The following is a 21,312-nucleotide window of genomic DNA, read 5'->3' on the forward strand; positions in this document are numbered from 1 at the left end:
CGGCGTCAGCGCGGTTTGGCCAACGGGAACGGCAGCGTCTCGCGGATGCTGCGCCCGGTGATGAGCATGACCACCCGGTCCACGCCCATCCCGAGGCCACCGGTGGGCGGCATCGCGTACTCCATCGCCTGCAGGAAGTCCTCGTCGAGTTCCATCGCCTCCGGGTCACCGCCGGACGCCAGCAGCGACTGCTCCTGCAGCCGTCGGCGCTGCTCCACCGGATCGGTGAGTTCGCTGTAGGCCGTGCCGAGTTCGACGCCCCACGCCACCAGGTCCCACCGTTCGGCGACACCGGGGATGCTGCGGTGCGGGCGGGTCAGCGGCGACACCGAGGTGGGGAAGTCCTTGTAGAACGTCGGCTTCTCGGTGCGGTCCTCAACCAGGTGCTCGTACATCTCGAGCACCACAGCGCCGGCGTCCCAGTGGGTCAGGTAGGGGATGCCCGCCGCATCGGCGTACCGGCGCAGCGTCGCCAGATCGGTCTGGGCGTCGATGTGTTCGCCGAGGGCCTCGGACACCGCGTCGTGCACGGTCTTGACCGTCCATTCGCCGCTGATGTCGACCGGCACCATCACACCGTCCTCACGCGGGCGCAGGAAGACGTGCTCACCGTTGGCCGCCATCGCGGCGTTCTGGATGAGTTCCCGGCAGCCGTCGATCCACACGTGATAGTCGGCGTGCGCCTGATACGCCTCGAGCAGGGTGAATTCGGGGTTGTGGGAGAAGTCCACGCCCTCGTTGCGGAACGCCCGCCCCAGTTCGAAGACCCGCTCCACACCGCCCACGCACAGCCGTTTCAGGTACAACTCGGGGGCGATGCGCAGGTACAGATTCAGGTCGTAGGCATTGATGTGGGTGAGGAACGGCCGCGCATTGGCGCCGCCGTGGATCTGCTGCAGGATCGGTGTCTCCACCTCGAGGAAACCTTTGTGGTACAGCGTGTCCCGGATGGCGTGCAGCACACCGCTGCGGGCCCGGATCAGGTCGCGCGCCTCGGTGTTGACGGCGAGGTCCACGTAGCGCGCCCGCACCCGGGCCTCCTGGTCGGTCATGCCCTTCCACTTGTCCGGCAGCGGGCGCAGGCATTTGCCGGTGAGCCGCCAGCGCCGCACCAGCAGCGACCGGGTGCCCTTCTTGCTGTAGCCCATGGTGCCGGTGGCCTCGATGAGGTCGCCGAGGTCGATGGCCGCGGTGAAATCGGCGGTGCGGCCCTGCTCGAGCTGCGCGTTGTCGAGCAGCAGCTGCAGTTCGCCCGACCAGTCCCGCAGCTGGGCGAACAGCACGCCGCCGTAGTCGCGCACGCGAAGCACGCGGCCGGACACGCTGAGCTCCACATCATCGTCGGCGTCGACGGCCGCCGCGGCGGTGTGGGTCGGCGCGCTGCCGACCGGATACGGATCGATCCCGCTGTCCTGCAGCGATTTCAGCTTTGCCATCCGCACCCGAACCTGCTCGGGCAACCGCGGGACAGCCGCGTCGGCGTCGGCGTCCTCGCGGAGCCCCGTCACATCGGGGGCGCTGCCGTCGTGGTGCAGCACCCCGCTGGCGACCAGCGTCTCGGGTGCGGAGATGTGTTGTCCGGTGTGCTGCTTGTTGCGTCGCGAGAACGGCAGGACCAGGAAGCCCTCGGCGATCACCGAGGCGACCCCGACGCGGGGGATCAGCCGGGCGTCCTCGTAGCACGCATAGCGGGGGACCCACTCGGGCTGGTACTTCATGTTCGACCGGTACAGGGTCTCCAGCTGCCACCACCGCGAGAAGAACACCAGCAGCCAGCGCCACAACCGGGCGACCGGGCCCGCACCGAGCTGTGCGCCCTGTTCGAACGCCGACCGGAACATCGCGAAGTTCAGCGAGATGCGGGTGACCCCGATGTCCTCGGACTGCATGCACAGCTCGCTGACCATCAGCTCGATGGTCCCGTTCGGCGACTGCGGTGACCGGCGCATCAGATCGAGTGAGGCGCCGTTGCTGCCCCACGGCACCAGCGACAGCATCGCCACCACCTCGCCGCCTGCCGCGGCGTCGCCCTGCACCGCCTCAACCAGCAGGCAGTCGCCGTCCGCGGGGTCGCCGAGTCGGCCGAGTGCCATCGAGAACCCACGCTCGGTCTCGGTGTCGCGCCACCGGTCGGCGCGGGCGAGCACCTCGGCCATCTCGGCGGAGCCCAGCTCGCGGTGCCTGCGGATGCGCACCGTCACACCGGCGCGGCGGGCCCGGGTGACGGCCTGGCGCACGGCCCGCATGTCCGGCCCCGACAGCCGGAACCGGTCCGGGTGCAGGATCGCCTCGTCACCCAGCTGAATCGCGTTGAGCCCCGCCGAGCGGAAGGCCTCGGCGCCCGCGGTGCTGGCGCCCATCACGCCGGGTGCCCACCCGTAGGTCTGGCACAGCTGCAGCCAGGCGGCGATGGCCTGCGGCCACGCTTTCGGGTCCCCGACCGGGTCACCGCTGGCCAGGCACACCCCGACCTCGACGCGGTAGGTGATCGCCGCGCGCCCGCTGGGCGCGAACACCACCGACTTGTCCCGCCGGGTCGCGAAGTAGCCCAGCGAGTCGTTCTTGCCGAACACCTCGAGCAGGCCGCGGATCGCGGATTCGTCCTCGCCGGTGAGCGCGTTGGTGGACCGCTGGGACTGGAACAGCACGACGGCCGCCGTCATCAGCGCGAGCGCCCCGAACAGGCCGAGCAGGGCGTTGACCAGTACATGCGGGTGCTGGCCGTTGAAGGCGTCGGAGTCCACCCCGGCGAACGCGAACACGCGGTTCGCCGCATACGCCAGCCGGTAGTCCCGCTCGAGGGTGCCGGGGAACAGTTCGAGCAGGCCCCAGCCGACCAGGATGCCGACCGCCATACCCGCGACCAGTGTGGCGGCCGCCTTGACCAGCGCGCCGCGCCGCACCCGCGCCCAGAACTGCGGTCGGGCAAGGAGCAGGAACGCCACCGCCGCGATGTGGAACACCAGCCCGATGAGCTCGCCGGTCTCCTGCACCAGCGACTCGTCCCCGGCGATGAGGTCGATGATGTTCACCCCGGTCGCCGCAACCATGTAGAGCAGCAGCACCCACCATGCGATCCGTTTGCGGGCGGCGAGTGCGGCGGCCAGCAGCGCGAGCACGAACGCCCACGCGAAGCTGGTGTCCGGGAAGTTGAAGATGTAGTCGTTGACGAACTCGCGCGGCACCCTGATGATCCAGCGCACCAGCGGTGACACGCTGGCCATCAGGGACAGCGTCGCGATGATGCCGACGGTCCACCCGGCGGCGGCCGGCACCCAGGAGTAGCGCGTGGACGGCCGCACCGCGGGCGCACTGGTGAGGGTCATAGGCCGCGACGATATTCGCTCGGGGCGTCGATTGGGTGGACCGCGCGCGAGGTGTCAGGAAAGACGCCCGCGGCCGGCGCGGTCACCGGAGTCACCAGACCGGGCCGGTGTACTTCTCGCCGGGACCCTTACCGGGCTCGTCGGGGGCGGCGCTGGCCTCGCGGAACGCCAGTTGCAGCGATTTCAGCCCGTCGCGCACCGGACCGGCGTGGGGGCCCAGGTACTCGACCGAGGCGGTGACCAGGCCGGCCAGGGCGGTGATCAGCCGACGGGCCTCGTCGAGGTCGCGGTGCGGCGACTCGTCCGGGTCCTCGTGCGACAGCCCGAGTTTCTCGGCCGCCGCGCTCATCAGCATCACCGCCGAGCGGGTGATCACCTCCACCGCCGGGATGTCTGCCAGCTCGCGGACCCCCGCGGGGTCGAAACCGGGTGTGTCTCGATCATCGGTCATGCCTGCTAGACTGGCATGCGCGACCGTCCTGGCTGACGCCAGGACAGCAAGTGGAGTCCCGCTCCCACCGCTGGCCACACCGGCACAGCGGTCCGGTCACCGGCAACGAGTATGCCGGTTCTGCGCCTGTCGCGCAGGTGGCGTATGCCGTGATCGGTCGGCCTCGGGCCCTGCTCCTGCAGGGCCTTTCCGCTGATGGTGTGGGCTCTCGGGAGAACACAACATAGGAGGCCCCATCAGCACTGAGACCCGCGTCAACGAGCGCATCCGCGTACCTGAAGTTCGCCTGATCGGACCGGGCGGCGAGCAGGTGGGCATCGTGCGCATCGAAGATGCACTCCGCGTCGCCGCGGATGCCGATCTCGATCTCGTCGAAGTCGCACCGGATGCCAAACCGCCGGTCTGCAAGATCATGGACTACGGCAAGTTCAAGTACGAGACGGCTCAGAAGGCGCGCGAGTCTCGCAAGAACCAGCAGCAGACCGTCGTCAAGGAACAGAAGCTCCGTCCCAAGATCGACCCGCACGATTACGAGACCAAAAAGGGTCACGTGATCCGCTTCCTGGAGGCCGGGTCCAAGGTCAAGGTGACGATCATGTTCCGCGGCCGTGAGCAGTCCCGGCCGGAACTGGGCTTTCGCCTCCTGCAGCGCCTGGGCGCCGACGTGGCCGAGTACGGCTTCGTCGAGACGTCCGCGAAGCAGGACGGACGCAACATGACGATGGTGCTGGCCCCGCACCGCGGCGCGAAGACTCGCGCCAAAGCGGCGGAGCAGGCAGAACGTCCGCACGAGTCGGCCGCCGGCCCGGACGCCACCAAGAACTGACCATCTCGACCACAGAATCACGAGGACACCCATGCCCAAGGCCAAGACCCACAGCGGCGCCTCGAAGCGCTTCCGGCGCACCGGCACCGGAAAGATCATGCGCGAGAAGGCCAACCGTCGGCACCTGCTCGAGCACAAGCCGACCAGCCGCACCCGCCGGCTCGCCGGCCGCACCGGGGTGTCGTCCGCCGACACCGCGCGCGTCAACAAGCTGCTCAACGGCTGACCGACACCAGACCTTTTACGTCCGCACGAGAATAGGAACCACCCATGGCACGCGTGAAGCGCGCAGTCAACGCCCAGAAGAAGCGCCGCACAGTTCTGACGGCCTCGAAGGGTTACCGCGGTCAGCGGTCCCGTCTGTACCGCAAGGCCAAAGAGCAGCAGCTGCACTCCCTCAACTACGCCTACCGCGACCGGCGGGCGCGTAAGGGCGAATTCCGCAAGCTGTGGATCTCGCGGATCAACGCCGCGGCCCGCGCCAACGACATCACCTACAACCGGCTGATCCAGGGGCTCAAGGCCGCCGGTGTCGAGGTCGACCGCAAGAACCTGTCGGAGATCGCGATCAGCGATCCCGCCGCGTTCACCGCGCTGGTCGAGGTCGCCAAGGCCGCGCTGCCCGAGGACGTGAACGCGCCGTCGGGCGAAGCCGCCTGAGCTTCGCTGGATGAGTGGCTCAGGCACGCCGCTCACCGAGCGGGCTGACCGGGTCGCCGCAGCGATCAAGCTGCATCGCACCGTAGGCCGTCGCCGCGCCGCACGTTTCCTCGCCGAGGGACCCAACCTCGTCGAGGCAGCGCTGCGGCGCGGTGTCGTTTCCGAGGTGTTCGTCACCGAGTCGGCCGCGCAACGATTCTCGGCGCTGTTGGCCGGTGTCGACGTCGAGCTGGTGACCGACCGGGCCGCCAAGGCGCTGTCGGACACCGTGACGCCCGTCGGCCTGGTCGCGGTGTGCGAGATGCCCGAGGTGTCGCTGGCGGACGTGCTGGCCGGGTCCCCGCGACTGGTGTGCGTTGCGGTGCAGACGTCCGACCCGGGCAATGCGGGCACACTGATCCGGATCGCCGACGCCATGGGTGCGGACGCGATGATTCTGGCCGGTGACAGCGTCGACCCGTACAACGCGAAATGCCTGCGCAGCTCCGCGGGCAGCATCTTCTCGATCCCGGTGGTCCGGGCGCCCGAGACCGTCGAGTTGATCCCCGCACTGATCAACGCCGGACTCGTGGTGATGGCGACGTCCCTGGACGGGGAGGTGTCGCTCGACGACGTCGACCTGGCCGGGCCGACGGCGTGGCTCTTCGGATCCGAGGCACACGGGCTGCCCGCCGATGTCGCCGCGGCCGCCGACATCGGTGTGACGATCCCGATGGCCGGCGGCGCGGAGAGTCTCAATGTGGCAGCCGCCGCAGCGATCTGCCTGTATCAGAGCGCGGCGGCGCACCGCCGGTCGACGCGCTAACCGCCCAGCAGACCCTTGGCCACGTGGGTGATCTGCACCTCGTTGCTGCCGGCGTAGATCATCAGCGACTTCGCGTCGCGCGCGAGCTGTTCGACGCGGTACTCGGTCATGTAGCCGTTGCCGCCGAACAGCTGCACGGCCTCCATCGCCACGTCGGTCGCGGCCTGCGAGCAGTACCACTTGATGGCCGAGGCCTCGGCCAGTGAGATCGGGGTGCCGGTCTGCGCGGCCTCGATGACCCGGAACAGCATGTTGCGCACGTTCATCCGGGCCACCTCCATCTGCGCGAGCTTGAGCTGGATCAGCTGGAACTGTCCGATCTCCCGGCCCCACAGGGTGCGGTTGTTCGCGTAGTCCACGCACAGCCGCAGGCACTCCTCGATCACGCCGAAGGCCATCGCCGCCACGCCGATGCGCTCGGCGGAGAAGCTCGACCTGGCGCTGTCCCTGGCATCGGAGGCGTCGCCTCCGCTGCCCTCGCCGAGCAGGCGGTCGCGGCCCAGCCGCACGTTGTTGAAGAACAGCTCACCGGTCCGCGAGCTGTGAATGCCCATCTTGCGGAAGGGCTTCGACTGCACGAAACCCTCCATGCCGCGGTCCAGGACGAAGGTCAGCACCTTGCGGTCGCGCTTGTCGATGTTCGGGTCGCCCTCGTCCAGCTTGGCGTACACGACGACCACGTCGGCGTCCGGACCGTTGGTGATGAACGTCTTCTGGCCGTTGAGGATGTAGTCCCCATTTCCTGAGCCATCGCGCACCACGTAGGACTTCATCCCGCCGAACGCGTCCGATCCCGAGTCGGGTTCGGTGATCGCCCACGCCCCGACCTTCTCGTAGGTGACCAGGCCGGGCAGCCAGCGCTCCTGCTGCGCCAGCGTGCCTCGGCTCATGATCGTCGGCACGGTCAGCCCGAGGCTGACGCCCATGCCGGTGACCACCCCCATGCACACCCGGCACAGTTCGCTGATGACGACGAAACCCATTCCGCCCGCGTCGCCGCCGAACATGCCGCCCGAGGACCCGCCGCCCGACCCGGTCTCACCGGACCGCAGTCGCGCCAGGTGCTTGTCCAGCGACTCCGTGGCCATGGCGTCGATCCCGAACGCGGAGAACAACTTCCGGATGACGGGGTAGGGCTCCATGTCGCCGCTTTCCAGCGCGTCGACGTGCGGGCGGACTTCCTTGTCGACGAACTCGCGGACGGCATCGCGCACGGCGAGATCGACATCAGACCATTCGAGCATGCCGTTCAGGCTGCCTTACCCGGTCGGCGGGCCGGACGCAGCCCCGCCAGAGAGAACGTCGTGTGCACCAGCGAGCCGGCCCGGTCGAGCAGCGTCTTGCGGGTGGGGACGTAGTGCACGGGCAGGTTGCGCCGCTCCCGCGGCGGACCCATGAACGCCGGCGCCTCGACCAGCGGGGCGTCGGCGGGCAGCGAGCCGTCCGCGCGCCGGTAGGCCGCCACCGCGCGCGGGTGCAGCCGGATCTCGTCGGGCACCGCGACGAACGCGAGTTCGACGACCTTGCCCAGCAGCCGCAGCAGGACCTCGTCGCCCGGCGTCCACCGCATCCCGGCCTTTTCGCGGACGGCCGGATCGAACAGGCCCGCCGCGATCCAGCGCTGTGCGCCGACCATCGGCTTGAACATCTGATCCCACACCGGCGCCGGCATCAGCACGTACCACGGTTTGGGGATGCGGATCGAGAAGATGTCGCGCGTGGCCTTGTTGATCTCGAGTTCCTCGCGGCAGGTGCGGTCCCAATACTCGCAGAACTCCTCCCACGAGGCAGGCACCGGCCGCATGCTCATGCCGTACATCCGGTACCACTGCACGTGTTCGTCGAAGAGTTGCCGCTTCTCCGCCTCGGTCAGGCCACCGCAGAAGTACTCGGCCGTCTTGATGATCAGCATGAAGAACGTCGCGTGCGCCCAGTAGAACGTTTCCGGGTTCAGCGCGTGGTAGCGGCGGCCGGCGTGGTCGGTGCCCTTGATCGTGGTGTGGTAGCCCTTGATCTGCTCGCCGGTCTGCGCGGCGCGCTCACCGTCGTAGACGACGCCCATGATCGGGTACACCGACCGCGCCACCCGCTGCAGCGGTTCGCGCAGCAGGATCGAGTGGTCTTCGACCGCGGCGCCGAGTTCGGGATACATGTTCTGGATGGCGCCGATCCACACCCCGAGGATCCCGGTGCGCAGATCGCCGAAGTACTTCCACGTCAGGGAGTCGGGGCCCAGAGGTACCGGCGGATCCTCGCACGCGTGCAGACCGGTCGGATTCGCGGTCGTCGTCGGTCTCGCCGTCATGATGCCTCGCTGACTTCGCGCCCTGGTGTGATCTCCACCATAATGTTGACAACAAGTGTTGTCGACGACCGCCGGGTGTGTCGACCCCTGTGCGCCGTGGCCGGCTTTCCGGACGCCACATACGCTGACGGCGTGGAGGCCGAGGCGTTCGACGAACAATCCGCCGGGGCCGGCGCCGTGGCGCCGCCGCCGGGGTCGACAGGGCCGCTGGGCTGGATCCACACCGCCAACCATCATCCGGGCCTGATCTCGCTGCTGCGCCGGGCACGCAAGGCCCTGCCCGGCGACCCGGACTTCGGGGATCCGCTGTCGGCGGCCGGGGTCGGCGGACCGCGGGCCGCGGCCCGGGTCGCCGACCGGCTCCTCGACCGGGAGGCCGCGTCGCGCGAGTTCAGCCTGGGCGCTCTGCAGCTGTGGCAGGCGCTGACCGAGCGGGTGTCCGGACAACCGGCCAATCCCGAGGTGACGCTGGTGTTCAGCGATCTGGTCGGGTTCTCGTCTTGGTCGTTGAGCGTCGGGGACGAGGCGACGCTGCGGCTGCTGCGAAGCGTCGCCCGCGCATACGAACCGCCGCTGCTCGAGGCCGGCGGCCACATCGTGAAACGCATGGGTGACGGCACCATGGCGGTGTTCGCGGACCCGGCCACCGCGGTGCGGGCCGTGGTGACGGCGATGGCGGCGGTCGCCGAGGTGGAGGTCGACGGGCACACCCCACGGATCCGGGTGGGTGTGCACACCGGCCGGCCGCAGCGCATCGGCTCGGACTGGCTCGGAGTGGACGTCAACATCGCCGCCCGGGTGATGGAGCGCGCCACGCGCGGCGGTCTGATCGTGTCGCAGACCACGCTCGACCAGATCTCCGGGGACGACCTCGCCGCGCTCGACGTCACCGTCAAGCGGCAACGGCGCCAGGTGCTGCGGCTCAAACCCGACGGTGTGCCCACCGATCTGGCGATGTACCGGCTGCAGCCGGGAAATGCCCGCGAGGGCCGCTCGGACGATCCCCTATGATCGCCGGGTGGCTGAGCAGCCCAGTGCAACCGCCGAGACCCTGTCGCAAGAGGCGCTGACCGACGCGGTCAGCGCCGCCGGTGACGCGTTCGACCAGGCCGCCGATCTCGACGCGCTGGCCCGCGCGAAGACCGAGCACCTCGGTGACCGGTCGCCGATCGCGCTGGCCCGCCAGGCGCTGGGCACGCTGCCCAAGGCCGACCGCGCCGACGCCGGGAAACGCGTCAACGTGGCGCGGACCGATGCACAGCGCGCCTACGACGACCGCCTCGCCGTCCTGCGGGCCGAGCGGGACGCCGCGGTGCTGGTGGCCGAACGCATCGATGTGACGCTGCCCTCGACGCGCCAGCCGGTCGGCGCCCGGCACCCGATCACGATCCTCGCGGAGAACATCGCCGACACGTTCGTGGCGATGGGCTGGGAGCTGGCCGAGGGCCCCGAGGTGGAGACCGAGCAGTTCAACTTCGACGCGTTGAACTTCCCGCCGGACCACCCCGCCCGCAGCGAGCAGGACACCTTCTACGTCGCACCCGAGGGATCCCGTCAGGTGCTGCGCACCCACACGTCCCCCGTGCAGATCCGCGCATTGCTCGAACGCGATCTGCCGGTGTACATCATCTCGATCGGCCGCACGTTCCGCACCGACGAGCTCGACGCCACCCACACGCCGGTGTTCCACCAGGTCGAGGGTCTTGCCGTCGACAAGGGACTGACCATGGCGCATCTGCGGGGCACCCTGGACGCGTTCGCCCGCGCCCAGTTCGGTCCGCAGGGCGGCACGCGGTTCCGGCCGCACTTCTTCCCGTTCACCGAGCCGTCGGCCGAGGTGGACGTGTGGTTCCCGAACAAGAAGGGCGGGCCCGGCTGGGTCGAGTGGGGTGGCTGCGGCATGGTCAACCCGAATGTGCTGCGTGGCTGCGGCATCGACCCGGACGTCTATTCCGGTTTCGCGTTCGGCATGGGTTTGGAGCGAACATTGCAGTTCCGCAACGGGATTCCCGATATGCGCGACATGGTCGAGGGTGACGTGCGGTTCTCGCTGCCGTTCGGGGTGGGCGCCTGATGCGGTTGCCCTACAGCTGGCTGCGCGAGGTCGTCAACGCCGGTGCGCCGGGTTGGGACGTGCCCGCCGACGAGCTCGAGCAGACCCTGATCCGGATCGGCCACGAAGTCGAAGACGTCATCACGCTCGGTCCGGTCAGCGGTCCGTTGACCGTCGGGCGCGTCGCCGAGATCGAGGAGCTCACCGAGTTCAAGAAGCCGATCCGCGCGGTCAAGGTCGACGTGGGCGAACCGCAGCTGCGCGACATCGTCTGCGGCGCAAGCAATTTCACGGTCGGTGACCTGGTCGTGGTGGCGCTGCCCGGGGCCGTGCTGCCCGGCGACTTCACGATCGCCAGCCGCAAGACCTACGGTCGCGTCTCCGACGGCATGATCTGCTCGGCGGCCGAGCTCAATCTCGGCACCGACCATTCGGGCATCCTCGTGCTGCCGGCCGGCACCGCCGGGCCCGGCGCGTCCGCCGCCGAGGTGCTCGGCCTCGACGACGTCGTCTTCGATCTGGCGATCACCCCCGACCGCGGCTACTGCCTGTCGGTGCGCGGGATGGCCCGTGAGATCGCGTGCGCCTACGACCTGGACTACGTGGACCCGGCCCGGGTGCCCGCGCTGCCGGCCGAGGGCGACGCGCTGCCGGTGACCATCGAACCCGGCACCGGGGTGCAGCGGTTCGGCCTGCGCCCGGTCACCGGGATCGACCCCGCCGCGGTCTCCCCGTGGTGGTTGCAGCGTCGCCTGCTCCTGTCCGGGATCCGCGCCATCTCACCGGCGGTCGACGTCACCAACTACGTGATGCTCGAGATCGGCCATCCGATGCACGCCCACGACCGCAGCCTGATCACCGGCGGCTTCCGCGTGCGCTTCGCCGAGCCCGGCGAGACCGTGGTGACGCTCGACGACATCGAGCGGCGGCTCGACCCGGCCGACGTGCTCATCGTCGACGACGCCGCGACGGCCGCGATCGGCGGCGTGATGGGCGCCGGCACCACCGAGGTTCGGGAGACCACCACCGACGTGCTGCTCGAGGCGGCCGTGTGGGATCCGGCCGCGGTGTCGCGCACCCAGCGCCGGCTGCGGCTGGCCAGCGAGGCGGGCCGCCGCTATGAACGCACCGTCGACCCGGCGATCTCGGTCGCCGCCCTCGACCGCTGCGCCACCCTGCTCGCCGAGATCGCCGGCGGCACCGTGGAACCCACGCTCACCGACTGGCGTGGCGAGCCGCCGCGCGAGGACTGGTCACCGCCGTCGGTCACCATGGCCGTCGACCGGCCCGACCGGACCGCGGGCGTGGACTACGCCCCGGGTGTGACCGAGCGGCGCCTCACCCAGGTCGGCTGCCGGGTCTCCGTGGACGGCGACCGGGTCACCGCCGTGCCGCCGAGCTGGCGTCCGGATCTGCAGCAGCCCGCCGACCTGGTCGAGGAGGTGCTGCGGCTCGAGGGCCTCGAGATCATCCCGTCGGTGCTGCCGGCCGCGCCCGCCGGACGCGGCCTGACACCCACCCAGAAGCGCCGCCGCGCGATCGGCAAGTCGCTGGCGCTGTCCGGCTACGTCGAGATCCTGCCCACCCCGTTCCTGCCCGCCGGGGTCTTCGACACCTGGGGGCTGCCCGACGACGATCCGCGCCGCGCCACCACGTCGGTGCTCAATCCGCTGGAGGCCGACCGGCCACAGCTGGCCACCACGCTGCTGCCCGGGCTGCTGGAGGCGTTGAGCCGCAACGTGTCCCGCGGTGCGATCGATGCCGCGCTGTTCGCGATCGCCCAGGTGGCCGAGCGCACCGACCGGACCAGGGCAGTGGAGCGCATCCCCACCGACCGCAGGCCGACCGACGAGGAGATCGCCACACTCGACGCCTCGCTGCCGCACCAACCGCAGCACGTCGGCGCGGTGCTGTGCGGCCTGCGCGAGCCCGCGGGCCCCTGGGGACCCGGCAGGCCCGTCGAGGCCACCGATGCCTTCGAGATGGTGCGCATCGTCGGCCGCGCCGCCGGCGTGGAGTTCACGCTGCGCACCGCCGCGCAGCTGCCGTGGCATCCCGGTCGCTGCGCCGAGGTCCTGATCGGCGACACCGGTCGAGAGATCACGGTCGGCTATGCGGGTCAGTTGCATCCGGCGGTCATCGAACGGGCCGGGCTGCCCAAGGGCACCTGCGCGGTCGAACTCGACCTCGACGCGGTCCCGATCACCGAAGTGCTCCCGGTGCCGCGGGTGTCGCCGTTCCCGGCGGTGTTCCAGGACGTGGCGCTCATCGTGGCCGACGACGTATCCGCGCAGAACGTGGTCGACGCGGTCCGGTCCGGCGCGGGTGAACTGCTCGAAGACGTCCGGTTGTTCGACGTCTACACCGGTCCGCAGGTGGGCGAGGGCCGTAAGTCGCTGGCGTTCGCGCTGCGCTTCCGGGCCACCGACCGCACCCTGACCGAGGACGAGGCCAGCGCCGCGCGCGATGCCGCGGTGCAGGCGGCCGCGGACCGCGTCGGCGCCGTTCAGCGCCGCTGACCTACCGCACCGGGTTGGTCAACGTGGCCAGCCCGTCGCCGAGTTCACAGGTGACGACGTCCCCGGGCGTGATCGGGACCGCGCCGGGCGTGCCTGTGGACAGGATGTCGCCGGGATAGAACGGCATCACCTGGCTGTGGAAGCTGAGCAGTTCGGCGGGGGAGAAGGTCATTCCCGCGACGGTGTCCGCGCGGTGCACGGTGCCGTTGTGCACCGTGGCAACGCGCAACTCCTCGAGCGGGCCGCGGGCCAGCACCTCGTCGAGCGTGATCAGGTCCGGCCCGAACGCGAAGAACGTCGGGTAGTTCTTCACCCGGGTCAGGTAGCGGGGGTTCTCCAGCAGCACCGCCTCCGCGGTCTGGTCGAGGACCGGCACCACCCCGGCGACATACGACATCGCGTCCTCGACGGCGACCTGGTGGCAAGGGCGCCCGATGACCAGTCCCAGCTCGGCCTCCGAGGTGACCCGTCCGATGCCCGGCGGGACGACGATCGGCTCGCCTGGCCCGACGATGGTGTGGTCGCCCTTGAGGAACGACGCGGGTGAGGTGCGCGGCGCCCGCTCGCCGAGGTCGCCCGCGTGGGCGCCGTAGTTGAGCCCGATGCCCAGGATCTTGCGCGGCCGGGTCCACGGCGCGGCGACCGGCGCCGCCGGGTCCACGCACTGTGCATCGTCGACCGGTCGCTCGGTCGCTCGGCGCAGGTCCTCGAGGCGGCCCGCCGCCATCAGCGCCGGCAGGTCGCCTGCGGCGCCGTCGAGGAGCCGGTCGACGCGGGCCAGCCGCCCGTCGGGCAACCCGACACAAGCCACCCGCTGACCCGACGCGACGACGGTGCGAACTCGCATGGCTGCTCCGCGGTCAGACGACGCTGCGGATCAGGCCGCCGTCGACCCGCACCACCGATCCGGTGACGTACGACGCGCGTTCGCTGCAGAGGAACGCCGCGACGTCGGCGTACTCGTCGGGCGTTCCGTAGCGGCCGAGCGCGATCGTGGCGGCGCTGTCGCTGGCGACGTCGTCCACCCCGCGGCCCTCGCGGTCGGCGCGGCGCTCGTCGAGGAACCGGGTGCGGTCGGTGGCGATCCGGCCGGGCACGATCACATTGCAGGTGACGCCGTCGCGGCCGACCTCCTCGGCCAGCGTCTTCGACCAGCTGTGCAGACCGGCGCGCAGCGTGTTCGACAGCCCGAGGTTCGGAATCGGGGTGAGCGCACCCGAGGACGTCGAGGTCAGCACCCGCCCCCATCCGCGGTCGCGCATCCCCGGCATGAGCAGATCGGTGAGCGCGATGACCGACAGCACGAGCTGATCGAAGTAGGTGCGCCAGGCCGCGGTGTCGTTACCGCCCGCGGGCGACGGAGGCGGGCCGCCGGTGTTGTTGACCAGGATGTCGATCGGCCCGAGCGCGGCGGTGACGTGGTCGACGACGCCTGCTGCGGCGTCGATGTCGGCCAGGTCCCACTGCACGGTCAGCGCCTCGACCCCGGCGGTCCGGATCCGGGTGGCGGTGTTGTCCAGCGCGTCCGACGAGCGCCCGGCCGCCGCGACGTTCACTCCCTCCTGGGCGAGCCGCGCCGCGATCGCGCCGCCGAGGCCGCCGCTCGCACCGAGCACCAGCGCGTTGCGGCCGGCGATGCCGAGGTCCATGGGGTTCCTTACTGTCGGGGTGGTCCGCATGCGGGCACGGTGGCGAGGTGCTGGTCGAGCAGCGCGGTGAGCGGATCGGGCAGGGGAGGTGCGGGGTGGCGCACCGCGGCGCCGGCGATCACGCCGCGCCGGCGCAGGACCTCTTTGCGGATGGCCAGGCCGATGCGCGGCTGTCCCTCGAAGTTGGCCAGCGGCAGCCAGGGCGCCCAGGCGGCGCGGGCCGCGCGGAAACCGCCGTCCCGGTACGCGCGCAGCGCCGCGGCCAGCGCGGCCGGATGGCTGAAGCCGGTCATCGCCCCGGCCGACCCGGCGGCGAGCTCGTCGAGCAGGCCGACTCCGCCGAGCCCGCCGAACACCGGGACATCGACGCGAGCCACGAGTTCGGCCACGGCCACCGAGGTCGGCGGATTTTCCGACTTGACGCCGACCGCGAACGGGCAGGCCCGCACCAACGCCGTCACCTGCTCGCTGCTGACGCTGATCCCCGAGACCACCGGATAGTCCTGAACCAGCACACCGACGGCGGTGGCCGCGTGGAGCCGATGCAGGCTCGCCGCCGCCCGGGTGGGGTCGGGGTCACCGATCTGGGCCATCACGGCCACCGGCGGGCGTGGCACGGCGGCGAGCAGCCGCACGGCCTGGGCCACCACGGCGTCCGGCTCGCGGGCGGACAGGCCGAGCACGTAGGGCCGATCGGTGGCCGCGGCGACCGTCTGCGCCACCGCGTCGGCCTCTTCGGCGCGCAGCGATGCCGCCTCCCCGAACACCCCGAGCGCGACGAAGCCGTCACAGCCGTCGGCGGCGAATGACGCCACCTCGCGGCGCAGCGAGTCGAGATCGACCTCGAGGTGGTCGTCGAACGGCGTCGCCAGCACACCCCACAGGCCGGGTGTCAGCGGGCGAACCATGACCGGACGATATCCGCGCGGTGCGCCCGGTGCCGCCGGAAAGGGCGATCCACGCCTGCGCACATAATGAATTTGCATCGCTATGCATAAACATGCAGACTTTGGGCATGACATCAGTCGCCGTGGCGGGAGCCAGCGGATATGCCGGCGGTGAGATCCTACGACTTCTGCTCGGCCATCCGGCAATCGCGGACGGCCGGCTGACCATCGGGGCACTGACCGCGGCCGGTAGCGCGGGCACCGCCCTCGGCGAGCACCACCCGCACCTGCTGCCGCTGGCCGGACGCGTGCTCGAGGCCACGGACGCCGAGACGCTGGCCGGCCATGACGTGGTGTTCCTCGGCCTGCCGCACGGACATTCGGCCGCGCTGGCCGAGCAGCTCGGCGATGACACCCTGATCATCGACTGCGGCGCCGATTTCCGGCTCACCGACCCCGGGGCCTGGGAGCGCTTCTACGGATCCGCGCACGCCGGCAGCTGGCCGTACGGGCTGCCCGAACTGCCCGGCGCCCGCGAGCGGCTCACCTCGGCGAGACGCATCGCGGTGCCCGGCTGCTATCCCACCGCGGCACTGCTCGCCCTGCTGCCCGCGGTGGCCGACGGGCTGATCGAACCCGCTGTCACCGTGGTCGCGGTCAGCGGCACCTCCGGCGCGGGCCGGGCCGCCAAGACCGACCTGCTCGGCGCGGAGGTCATCGGATCGGCCCGGGCCTACAACGTCGGCGGCAAGCACCGGCACACCCCCGAGATCGCGCAGGGCCTGCGTGCGGTGACCGACCGGGACGTCACCGTCTCGTTCACCCCGGTGTTGATCCCCACCTCGCGCGGCATCCTCGCCACCTGCACCGCCCGTACCGACGCGCCGGTGTCGCAGCTACGCGCCGCCTACGAGAAGTTCTACGACGCCGAGCCGTTCGTCCACCTGCTGCCCGAAGGGCAGCTGCCCAAGACCGGTTCGGTCCTCGGCAGCAACGCCGCCCAGATCGCCGTCGCCGTGGACGAGGACGCGAGCACGTTCGTCGCAATCGCGGCGATCGACAATCTCGTCAAGGGCACCGGGGGAGCGGCCGTCCAGTCGATGAACCTCGCGCTGGGCTGGCCGGAGACCGAAGGCCTCTCGATCGTCGGGGTGGCGCCGTGAGCGCGCGGTTGGTCCGCACCCAGGGCGTCACCGCACCCGCCGGCTTCCGGGCCGCCGGTGTGGCCGCCGGCATCAAGGCCTCCGGCGCACTGGATCTGGCGCTGGTGCTCAACGAGGGTCCCGACCACACCGCGGCCGGGGTGTTCACCCGCAACCAGGTGCAGGCCGCGCCGGTGCTGTGGAGTCGGCAGGTCCTCACCACCGGCCGGTTGCGCGCGGTCATCCTCAACTCCGGCGGCGCCAACGCCTGCACCGGTCCGCTGGGCTTCCAGGACACCCACGCCACGGCGGAGGCGCTCGCGGCCGCCCTGTCCGATTGGGGCACCGAGACCGGCGCCATCGAGGTGGCGGTCTGCTCGACCGGGCTGATCGGGGACCGGCTGCCGATGGACAAGGTGCTCGCCGGGGTCAACGAGGTGGTGCACGAGATGGCCGGCGGGCTGTCCGGTGGCGAAGAGGCCGCCCGCGCCATCATGACCACCGACACCGTCCCGAAACAGGTTGCGCTGCACCATCCCGACAATTGGACCGTCGGAGGCATGGCCAAGGGCGCCGGCATGCTGGCGCCCTCGCTGGCCACCATGCTGTGCGTGCTCACCACCGACGCCGCCGCGAGCGCCGACGCGCTGCGCACGGCGCTGCAGCGGGCGGCCGCGCGGACCTTCGACCGGCTCGACGTCGACGGCAGCTGTTCGACCAACGACACGGTGCTGCTGCTGTCGTCGGGCGCCAGCGAGATCGCCCCCAGCCAGGAGGAGCTCGACGACGCGGTGCTGCGGGTGTGCGACGACCTGTGCGCCCAGCTGCAGGCCGACGCCGAGGGTGTCACCAAGCGCATCGCGATCACGGTCAGCGGCGCGCCGTCGGAGGGTGACGCGCTCACCGCCGCCCGGATCCTCGCCCGCGACAGCCTGGTCAAGACCGCGCTGTTCGGGTCTGATCCCAATTGGGGCCGGGTGCTGGCCGCCGTCGGGATGGTGCCGTTCACCATCGACCCTAACCGGATCACCGTGTCCTTCAACGGCTCTCCCACCTTCCGTGACGGTGCGGGCACCCCGGGCGCCCGTGAGGTGGACCTGTCCGGCGCCGACATCGACGTCACCGTCGACCTCGGCCTCGGCGACGGGGCGGCCACCATCCGCACCACCGACCTGTCGCACGGCTACGTCGAAGAGAACTCGGCGTACAGCTCATGACCGGCGCCACCCGCACCAGCGCGCAGGTACTCGCCGCGGCACTGCCGTGGCTCAAACAACTGCACGGCAAGATCGTCGTGGTCAAGTACGGCGGCAACGCGATGGTCGACGACACCCTCAAGGCGGCGTTCGCCGCGGACATGGTGTTCCTGCGCAACTGCGGCATCCACCCGGTCGTCGTGCACGGCGGCGGGCCGCAGATCAGCGCGATGCTCAAGCGGCTCGGCATCGCCGGCGACTTCAAGGGCGGTTTCCGGGTGACCACTCCGGAGGTGCTCGACGTCGCGCGGATGGTGCTGTTCGGTCAGGTCGGCCGTGAACTCGTCGGGCTGATCAATGCGCACGGCCCCTACGCCGTCGGCATCACCGGCGAGGACGCCCAGCTGTTCACCGCGGTGCGGCGCAGCGTCAGCGTCGACGGGGTGGCCACCGACATCGGTTTGGTCGGCGACGTCGAAAAAGTGAATGCCGCATCCATTCTCGACCTCATCGGCGCCGGCCGGATCCCAGTGGTGTCCACCATCGGCCCCGACGCCGACGGGGTGGTGCACAACATCAACGCCGACACCGCCGCCGCCGCGCTGGCCGGTGCGCTGGGCGCTGAGAAGCTGGTCATGCTCACCGACGTCGAGGGCCTCTACACCGACTGGCCGAACCGGGAGTCGCTGGTGAGCCAGATCGATACCACGACGCTGACCGGGCTGTTGCCGACGCTGGAGGCCGGTATGGTGCCCAAGATCGAAGCGTGTCTGCGCGCGGTGGGCGACGGGGTGCCCAGCGCCCACGTGATCGACGGCCGGGTGGAGCACTGCGTACTGGTCGAGCTGTTCACCGACGAAGGAACGGGCACGAAAGTGGTGCGGTCATGACCCAATCGCTACAGAAGCGCTGGCAGGCCGTGATGATGAACAACTACGGCACCCCGGCACTGTCCCTGGTCAGCGGCGACGGTGCGGTGGTCACCGACGCTGACGGCACCTCCTATGTCGACCTGCTCGGCGGGATCGCCGTCAACGTGCTCGGCCACCGTCACCCGGCGGTGATCGAGGCGGTCACCCGGCAGCTCAACACGCTGGGCCACACGTCGAATCTGTATGCCACCGAACCCGGTATCGCGCTCGCCGAGGCGCTGGTCGGCCATCTGGGCGCCCCGGCCCGGGCGTTCTTCTGCAACTCCGGCACCGAGGCCAACGAGGTCGCCTTCAAGATCACGAGGCTGACCGGACGCACGAAAGTCGTTGCGGCAGAGAACGGTTTCCACGGTCGCACGATGGGCGCCCTGGCGCTGACCGGTCAGCCGGCCAAGCGGGCGCCATTCGAGCCGTTGCCCGGGCATGTCACCCACGTGCCGTTCGGCGACGTCGACGCCCTGACAGCCGCGGTCGACGACGAGACCGCCGCGGTGTTCCTCGAGCCGATCATGGGGGAGGGCGGCGTGGTCGTCCCGCCGGCCGGCTACCTGGCCGCGGCCCGCGAGATCACCACCCGCCACGGCGCCCTGCTGGTCGTCGACGAGGTACAGACGGGCGTCGGCCGCACCGGCGCCTTCTACGCCCACCAGCACGACGGCATCACCCCCGACATCGTCACGCTGGCCAAGGGGCTCGGCGGCGGCCTGCCCATCGGGGCGTGCCTGGCCGTCGGCGCCACCGCGGACCTGCTCACCCCCGGCCTGCACGGGAGCACGTTCGGCGGCAACCCGGTCTGCACCGCGGCGGCGCTGGCCGTGCTGAAGGTGCTCGCCGACGACGACCTCATCGAGCGCGCGAGCATCCTCGGTAAGACCCTCCACCACGGCGTCGAGGAACTCGGCCACCCGCTGGTCGACCACGTCCGCGGCCGTGGGCTGCTGTGCGGTATCGCGCTGCGCCGCCCCGCCGCCAAGGCCGCCGAGACCGCCGCCCGCTCGGCCGGCTTCCTGGTCAACGCCGCCGCGCCGGACGTCGTCCGGCTCGCGCCGCCGTTGGTGGTCACCGACGGGCAGATCGACGATTTCCTGCGCGCGCTCCCCAGCGTGCTCGACACCGCAGCCGCGGAGGTGGGTGAATGATCCGGCATTTTCTTCGCGACGACGACCTGACGCCGGCCGAGCAGGCCGAGGTGCTGGCGCTGGCGGCGGAGCTGAAGAAGGACCCGTTCCGGCACCGCCCGCTCGAGGGCCCCCGCGGCGTCGCGGTCATCTTCGACAAGAATTCGACGCGCACCCGGTTCTCGTTCGAGGTGGGTGTCGCCCAGCTCGGCGGGCATGCCGTGGTGGTGGACGGGCGCAGTACCCAGCTGGGCCGCGAGGAGACCCTCGAGGACACCGGAAAGGTGTTGTCCCGCTACGTGGACGCGATCGTGTGGCGGACCTTCGCCCAGGAGCGGCTGACCGCGATGGCGGCCGGCGCCACCGTGCCCGTGGTCAACGCGCTGTCCGACGAGTTCCACCCCTGCCAGGTGCTGGCCGATCTGCAGACCCTGACCGAGCGCAAGGGCAGCCTCCCCGGGCTGCGGATGGCGTACTTCGGCGACGGCGCCAACAACATGGCGCATTCGCTGATGCTCGGCGGTGTCACCGCCGGTGTCCACGTCACGATCGCCGCCCCCCGCGGCTTCGAACCGCACCCGATGTTCGTCGCCGCCGCCGAGGAGCGGGGTCGCGAGACCGGCGCGACGGTCGCGGTGACCACCGATCCGCGGGAGGCCGCACGCGGGGCCGACGTGCTGGTCACCGACACCTGGACGTCGATGGGCCAGGAGAACGACGGGCTCGACCGGGTGCGGCCGTTCCGCCCGTTCCAGGTCAACGGCGAGCTGCTCGGCCTGGCCGACCCGGACGCCGTTGTGCTGCACTGTCTTCCGGCACATCGCGGCCACGAGATCACCGACGACGTGATCGACGGACCCAACAGCGCGGTCTGGGACGAGGCGGAGAATCGGCTGCATGCCCAGAAGGCGCTGCTGGTGTGGCTGCTCGAGCGATCAGAAGTCGAGGCATGACTTCCGCGGCGACCAGGGCCGGCCGGCAGGCCCGCATCGTGTCGATCCTGTCGTCGCAGTCGGTGCGCAGCCAGACCGAGCTGGCCGCGCTGCTGGCCGCCGAAGGCATCGAGACCACACAGGCGACGCTGTCGCGGGACCTCGAGGAGCTCGGCGCGGTGAAGCTGCGCGGTGCCGACGGCGGCGTGGGGGTGTACGTGGTGCCCGAGGACGGCAGCCCGGTACGCGGGGTGTCCGGCGGTACCGAGCGGGTCACCCGGCTGCTGGCCGACCTCCTGGTGTCGACCGACGCCAGCGGTAACCTCGCCGTCCTGCGCACGCCGCCCGGTGCGGCGCACTACCTGGCCAGCGCGATGGACCGGGCCGCGCTGCCCTACGTCGTCGGCACCATCGCCGGCGACGACACCATCCTGGTGGTGGCCCGGGAGCCCATGACGGGCGCCGAGCTGGCCGCCACCATCGAGAACCTGCGATAAGAGGAGAGCACACC

20 protein-coding genes are annotated in these 21,312 nt (G+C 70.8%); 13 read left to right on the forward strand and 7 right to left on the reverse strand.

Annotated features, from left to right (window positions below):
- Positions 1–5: 5 nt before the first annotated feature.
- Positions 6–3,326, reverse strand: coding sequence for a bifunctional lysylphosphatidylglycerol synthetase/lysine--tRNA ligase LysX (gene lysX, locus E4P42_RS21000; protein ID WP_135128008.1), 3,321 nt, complete (start codon positions 3,324–3,326; stop codon positions 6–8).
- A 91-nt stretch (positions 3,327–3,417) separates the two neighbouring features.
- Complete coding sequence (locus E4P42_RS21005) at positions 3,418–3,777, reverse strand: DUF1844 domain-containing protein (protein WP_135128009.1); 360 nt, start codon at positions 3,775–3,777, stop codon at positions 3,418–3,420.
- Between the two features lie 235 nt (positions 3,778–4,012).
- On the opposite strand from E4P42_RS21005, the gene infC reads away from it, so the two are divergent.
- From infC to E4P42_RS21025, 4 genes are read left to right on the forward strand one after another with little or no spacing between them, the layout of a single operon-like run.
- Positions 4,013–4,603 (forward strand): translation initiation factor IF-3, encoded by a 591-nt coding sequence (gene infC / locus E4P42_RS21010; RefSeq protein ID WP_167759567.1) that lies wholly within the window; start codon positions 4,013–4,015, stop codon positions 4,601–4,603.
- A 31-nt stretch (positions 4,604–4,634) separates the two neighbouring features.
- Positions 4,635–4,829: a 50S ribosomal protein L35 gene (rpmI, locus tag E4P42_RS21015; RefSeq protein ID WP_135128011.1), complete on the forward strand. Its 195-nt coding sequence runs from the start codon at positions 4,635–4,637 to the stop codon at positions 4,827–4,829.
- Between the two features lie 44 nt (positions 4,830–4,873).
- On the forward strand, positions 4,874–5,263 hold the full coding sequence (gene rplT, locus E4P42_RS21020) for a 50S ribosomal protein L20 (RefSeq protein WP_135128012.1): 390 nt from the start codon (positions 4,874–4,876) through the stop codon (positions 5,261–5,263).
- A gap of 10 nt (positions 5,264–5,273) precedes the next feature.
- Positions 5,274–6,068 (forward strand): RNA methyltransferase, encoded by a 795-nt coding sequence (locus E4P42_RS21025; RefSeq protein ID WP_135128013.1) that lies wholly within the window; start codon positions 5,274–5,276, stop codon positions 6,066–6,068.
- On the opposite strand, the gene E4P42_RS21030 is transcribed toward E4P42_RS21025, so the two are convergent.
- Together E4P42_RS21030 and E4P42_RS21035 are read right to left on the reverse strand one after the other, a co-directional pair.
- Entirely contained in the window at positions 6,065–7,312 is a 1,248-nt protein-coding gene (locus E4P42_RS21030) for an acyl-CoA dehydrogenase family protein (protein ID WP_135128014.1), read from the reverse strand. The two genes, E4P42_RS21025 and E4P42_RS21030, sit on opposite strands and share 4 nt — an antisense overlap.
- Positions 7,313–7,317: 5 nt before the next feature.
- Positions 7,318–8,373, reverse strand: coding sequence for an oxygenase MpaB family protein (locus tag E4P42_RS21035; protein WP_135128015.1), 1,056 nt, complete (start codon positions 8,371–8,373; stop codon positions 7,318–7,320).
- Positions 8,374–8,505: 132 nt separating this feature from the next.
- Between E4P42_RS21035 and E4P42_RS21040 the strand changes: the two genes are divergently transcribed.
- From E4P42_RS21040 to pheT, 3 genes are read left to right on the forward strand one after another with little or no spacing between them, the layout of a single operon-like run.
- On the forward strand, positions 8,506–9,384 hold the full coding sequence (locus E4P42_RS21040) for an adenylate/guanylate cyclase domain-containing protein (protein ID WP_371287059.1): 879 nt from the start codon (positions 8,506–8,508) through the stop codon (positions 9,382–9,384).
- 40 nt (positions 9,385–9,424) lie between these two features.
- Complete coding sequence (gene pheS / locus E4P42_RS21045; RefSeq protein ID WP_167759568.1) at positions 9,425–10,447, forward strand: phenylalanine--tRNA ligase subunit alpha; 1,023 nt, start codon at positions 9,425–9,427, stop codon at positions 10,445–10,447.
- Complete coding sequence (pheT, locus tag E4P42_RS21050; RefSeq protein WP_135128018.1) at positions 10,447–12,945, forward strand: phenylalanine--tRNA ligase subunit beta; 2,499 nt, start codon at positions 10,447–10,449, stop codon at positions 12,943–12,945. Before pheS ends, pheT begins: the two co-directional genes overlap by 1 nt.
- Before the next feature lies 1 nt (position 12,946).
- Here pheT and E4P42_RS21055 read toward each other — a convergent pair whose 3' ends face one another.
- The 3 genes from E4P42_RS21055 to E4P42_RS21065 are packed head-to-tail and all read right to left on the reverse strand — an operon-like array spanning position 12,947 to position 15,502.
- Positions 12,947–13,792 carry a fumarylacetoacetate hydrolase family protein gene (locus E4P42_RS21055; protein ID WP_135128019.1) on the reverse strand — a complete coding sequence of 282 codons (846 nt, stop codon included), beginning with the start codon at positions 13,790–13,792 and terminating at the stop codon, positions 12,947–12,949.
- A 13-nt stretch (positions 13,793–13,805) separates the two neighbouring features.
- The gene (locus tag E4P42_RS21060; protein WP_245234151.1) at positions 13,806–14,624 is read right to left on the reverse strand and encodes an SDR family oxidoreductase; all 819 of its coding nucleotides are present in this window, start codon (positions 14,622–14,624) and stop codon (positions 13,806–13,808) included.
- Positions 14,603–15,502: a dihydrodipicolinate synthase family protein gene (locus tag E4P42_RS21065; protein WP_245234153.1), complete on the reverse strand. Its 900-nt coding sequence runs from the start codon at positions 15,500–15,502 to the stop codon at positions 14,603–14,605. Before E4P42_RS21065 ends, E4P42_RS21060 begins: the two co-directional genes overlap by 22 nt.
- A gap of 92 nt (positions 15,503–15,594) precedes the next feature.
- Here E4P42_RS21065 and argC point away from each other — a divergent pair, with 92 nt between their 5' ends.
- From argC to E4P42_RS21095, 6 genes are read left to right on the forward strand one after another with little or no spacing between them, the layout of a single operon-like run.
- Positions 15,595–16,644 carry an N-acetyl-gamma-glutamyl-phosphate reductase gene (gene argC / locus E4P42_RS21070; protein WP_135128020.1) on the forward strand — a complete coding sequence of 350 codons (1,050 nt, stop codon included), beginning with the start codon at positions 15,595–15,597 and terminating at the stop codon, positions 16,642–16,644.
- The gene (argJ, locus tag E4P42_RS21075; protein WP_371287060.1) at positions 16,599–17,840 is read left to right on the forward strand and encodes a bifunctional glutamate N-acetyltransferase/amino-acid acetyltransferase ArgJ; all 1,242 of its coding nucleotides are present in this window, start codon (positions 16,599–16,601) and stop codon (positions 17,838–17,840) included. The genes argC and argJ overlap by 46 nt, the downstream gene beginning before the upstream one ends.
- On the forward strand, positions 17,837–18,709 hold the full coding sequence (argB, locus tag E4P42_RS21080; RefSeq protein WP_135128022.1) for an acetylglutamate kinase: 873 nt from the start codon (positions 17,837–17,839) through the stop codon (positions 18,707–18,709). Before argJ ends, argB begins: the two co-directional genes overlap by 4 nt.
- Positions 18,706–19,890: an acetylornithine transaminase gene (locus E4P42_RS21085; protein ID WP_135128023.1), complete on the forward strand. Its 1,185-nt coding sequence runs from the start codon at positions 18,706–18,708 to the stop codon at positions 19,888–19,890. Before argB ends, E4P42_RS21085 begins: the two co-directional genes overlap by 4 nt.
- Entirely contained in the window at positions 19,887–20,822 is a 936-nt protein-coding gene (argF, locus tag E4P42_RS21090; protein ID WP_135128024.1) for an ornithine carbamoyltransferase, read from the forward strand. The genes E4P42_RS21085 and argF overlap by 4 nt, the downstream gene beginning before the upstream one ends.
- A complete protein-coding gene (locus E4P42_RS21095) occupies positions 20,819–21,298 on the forward strand; it encodes an arginine repressor (protein WP_135128025.1) in 480 nt (159 codons plus the stop codon). The genes argF and E4P42_RS21095 overlap by 4 nt, the downstream gene beginning before the upstream one ends.
- The last annotated feature ends 14 nt before the right edge of the window (positions 21,299–21,312 follow it).

This window comes from Mycobacterium sp. PS03-16, assembly GCF_004570325.1.
GTDB lineage: Bacteria > Actinomycetota > Actinomycetes > Mycobacteriales > Mycobacteriaceae > Mycobacterium.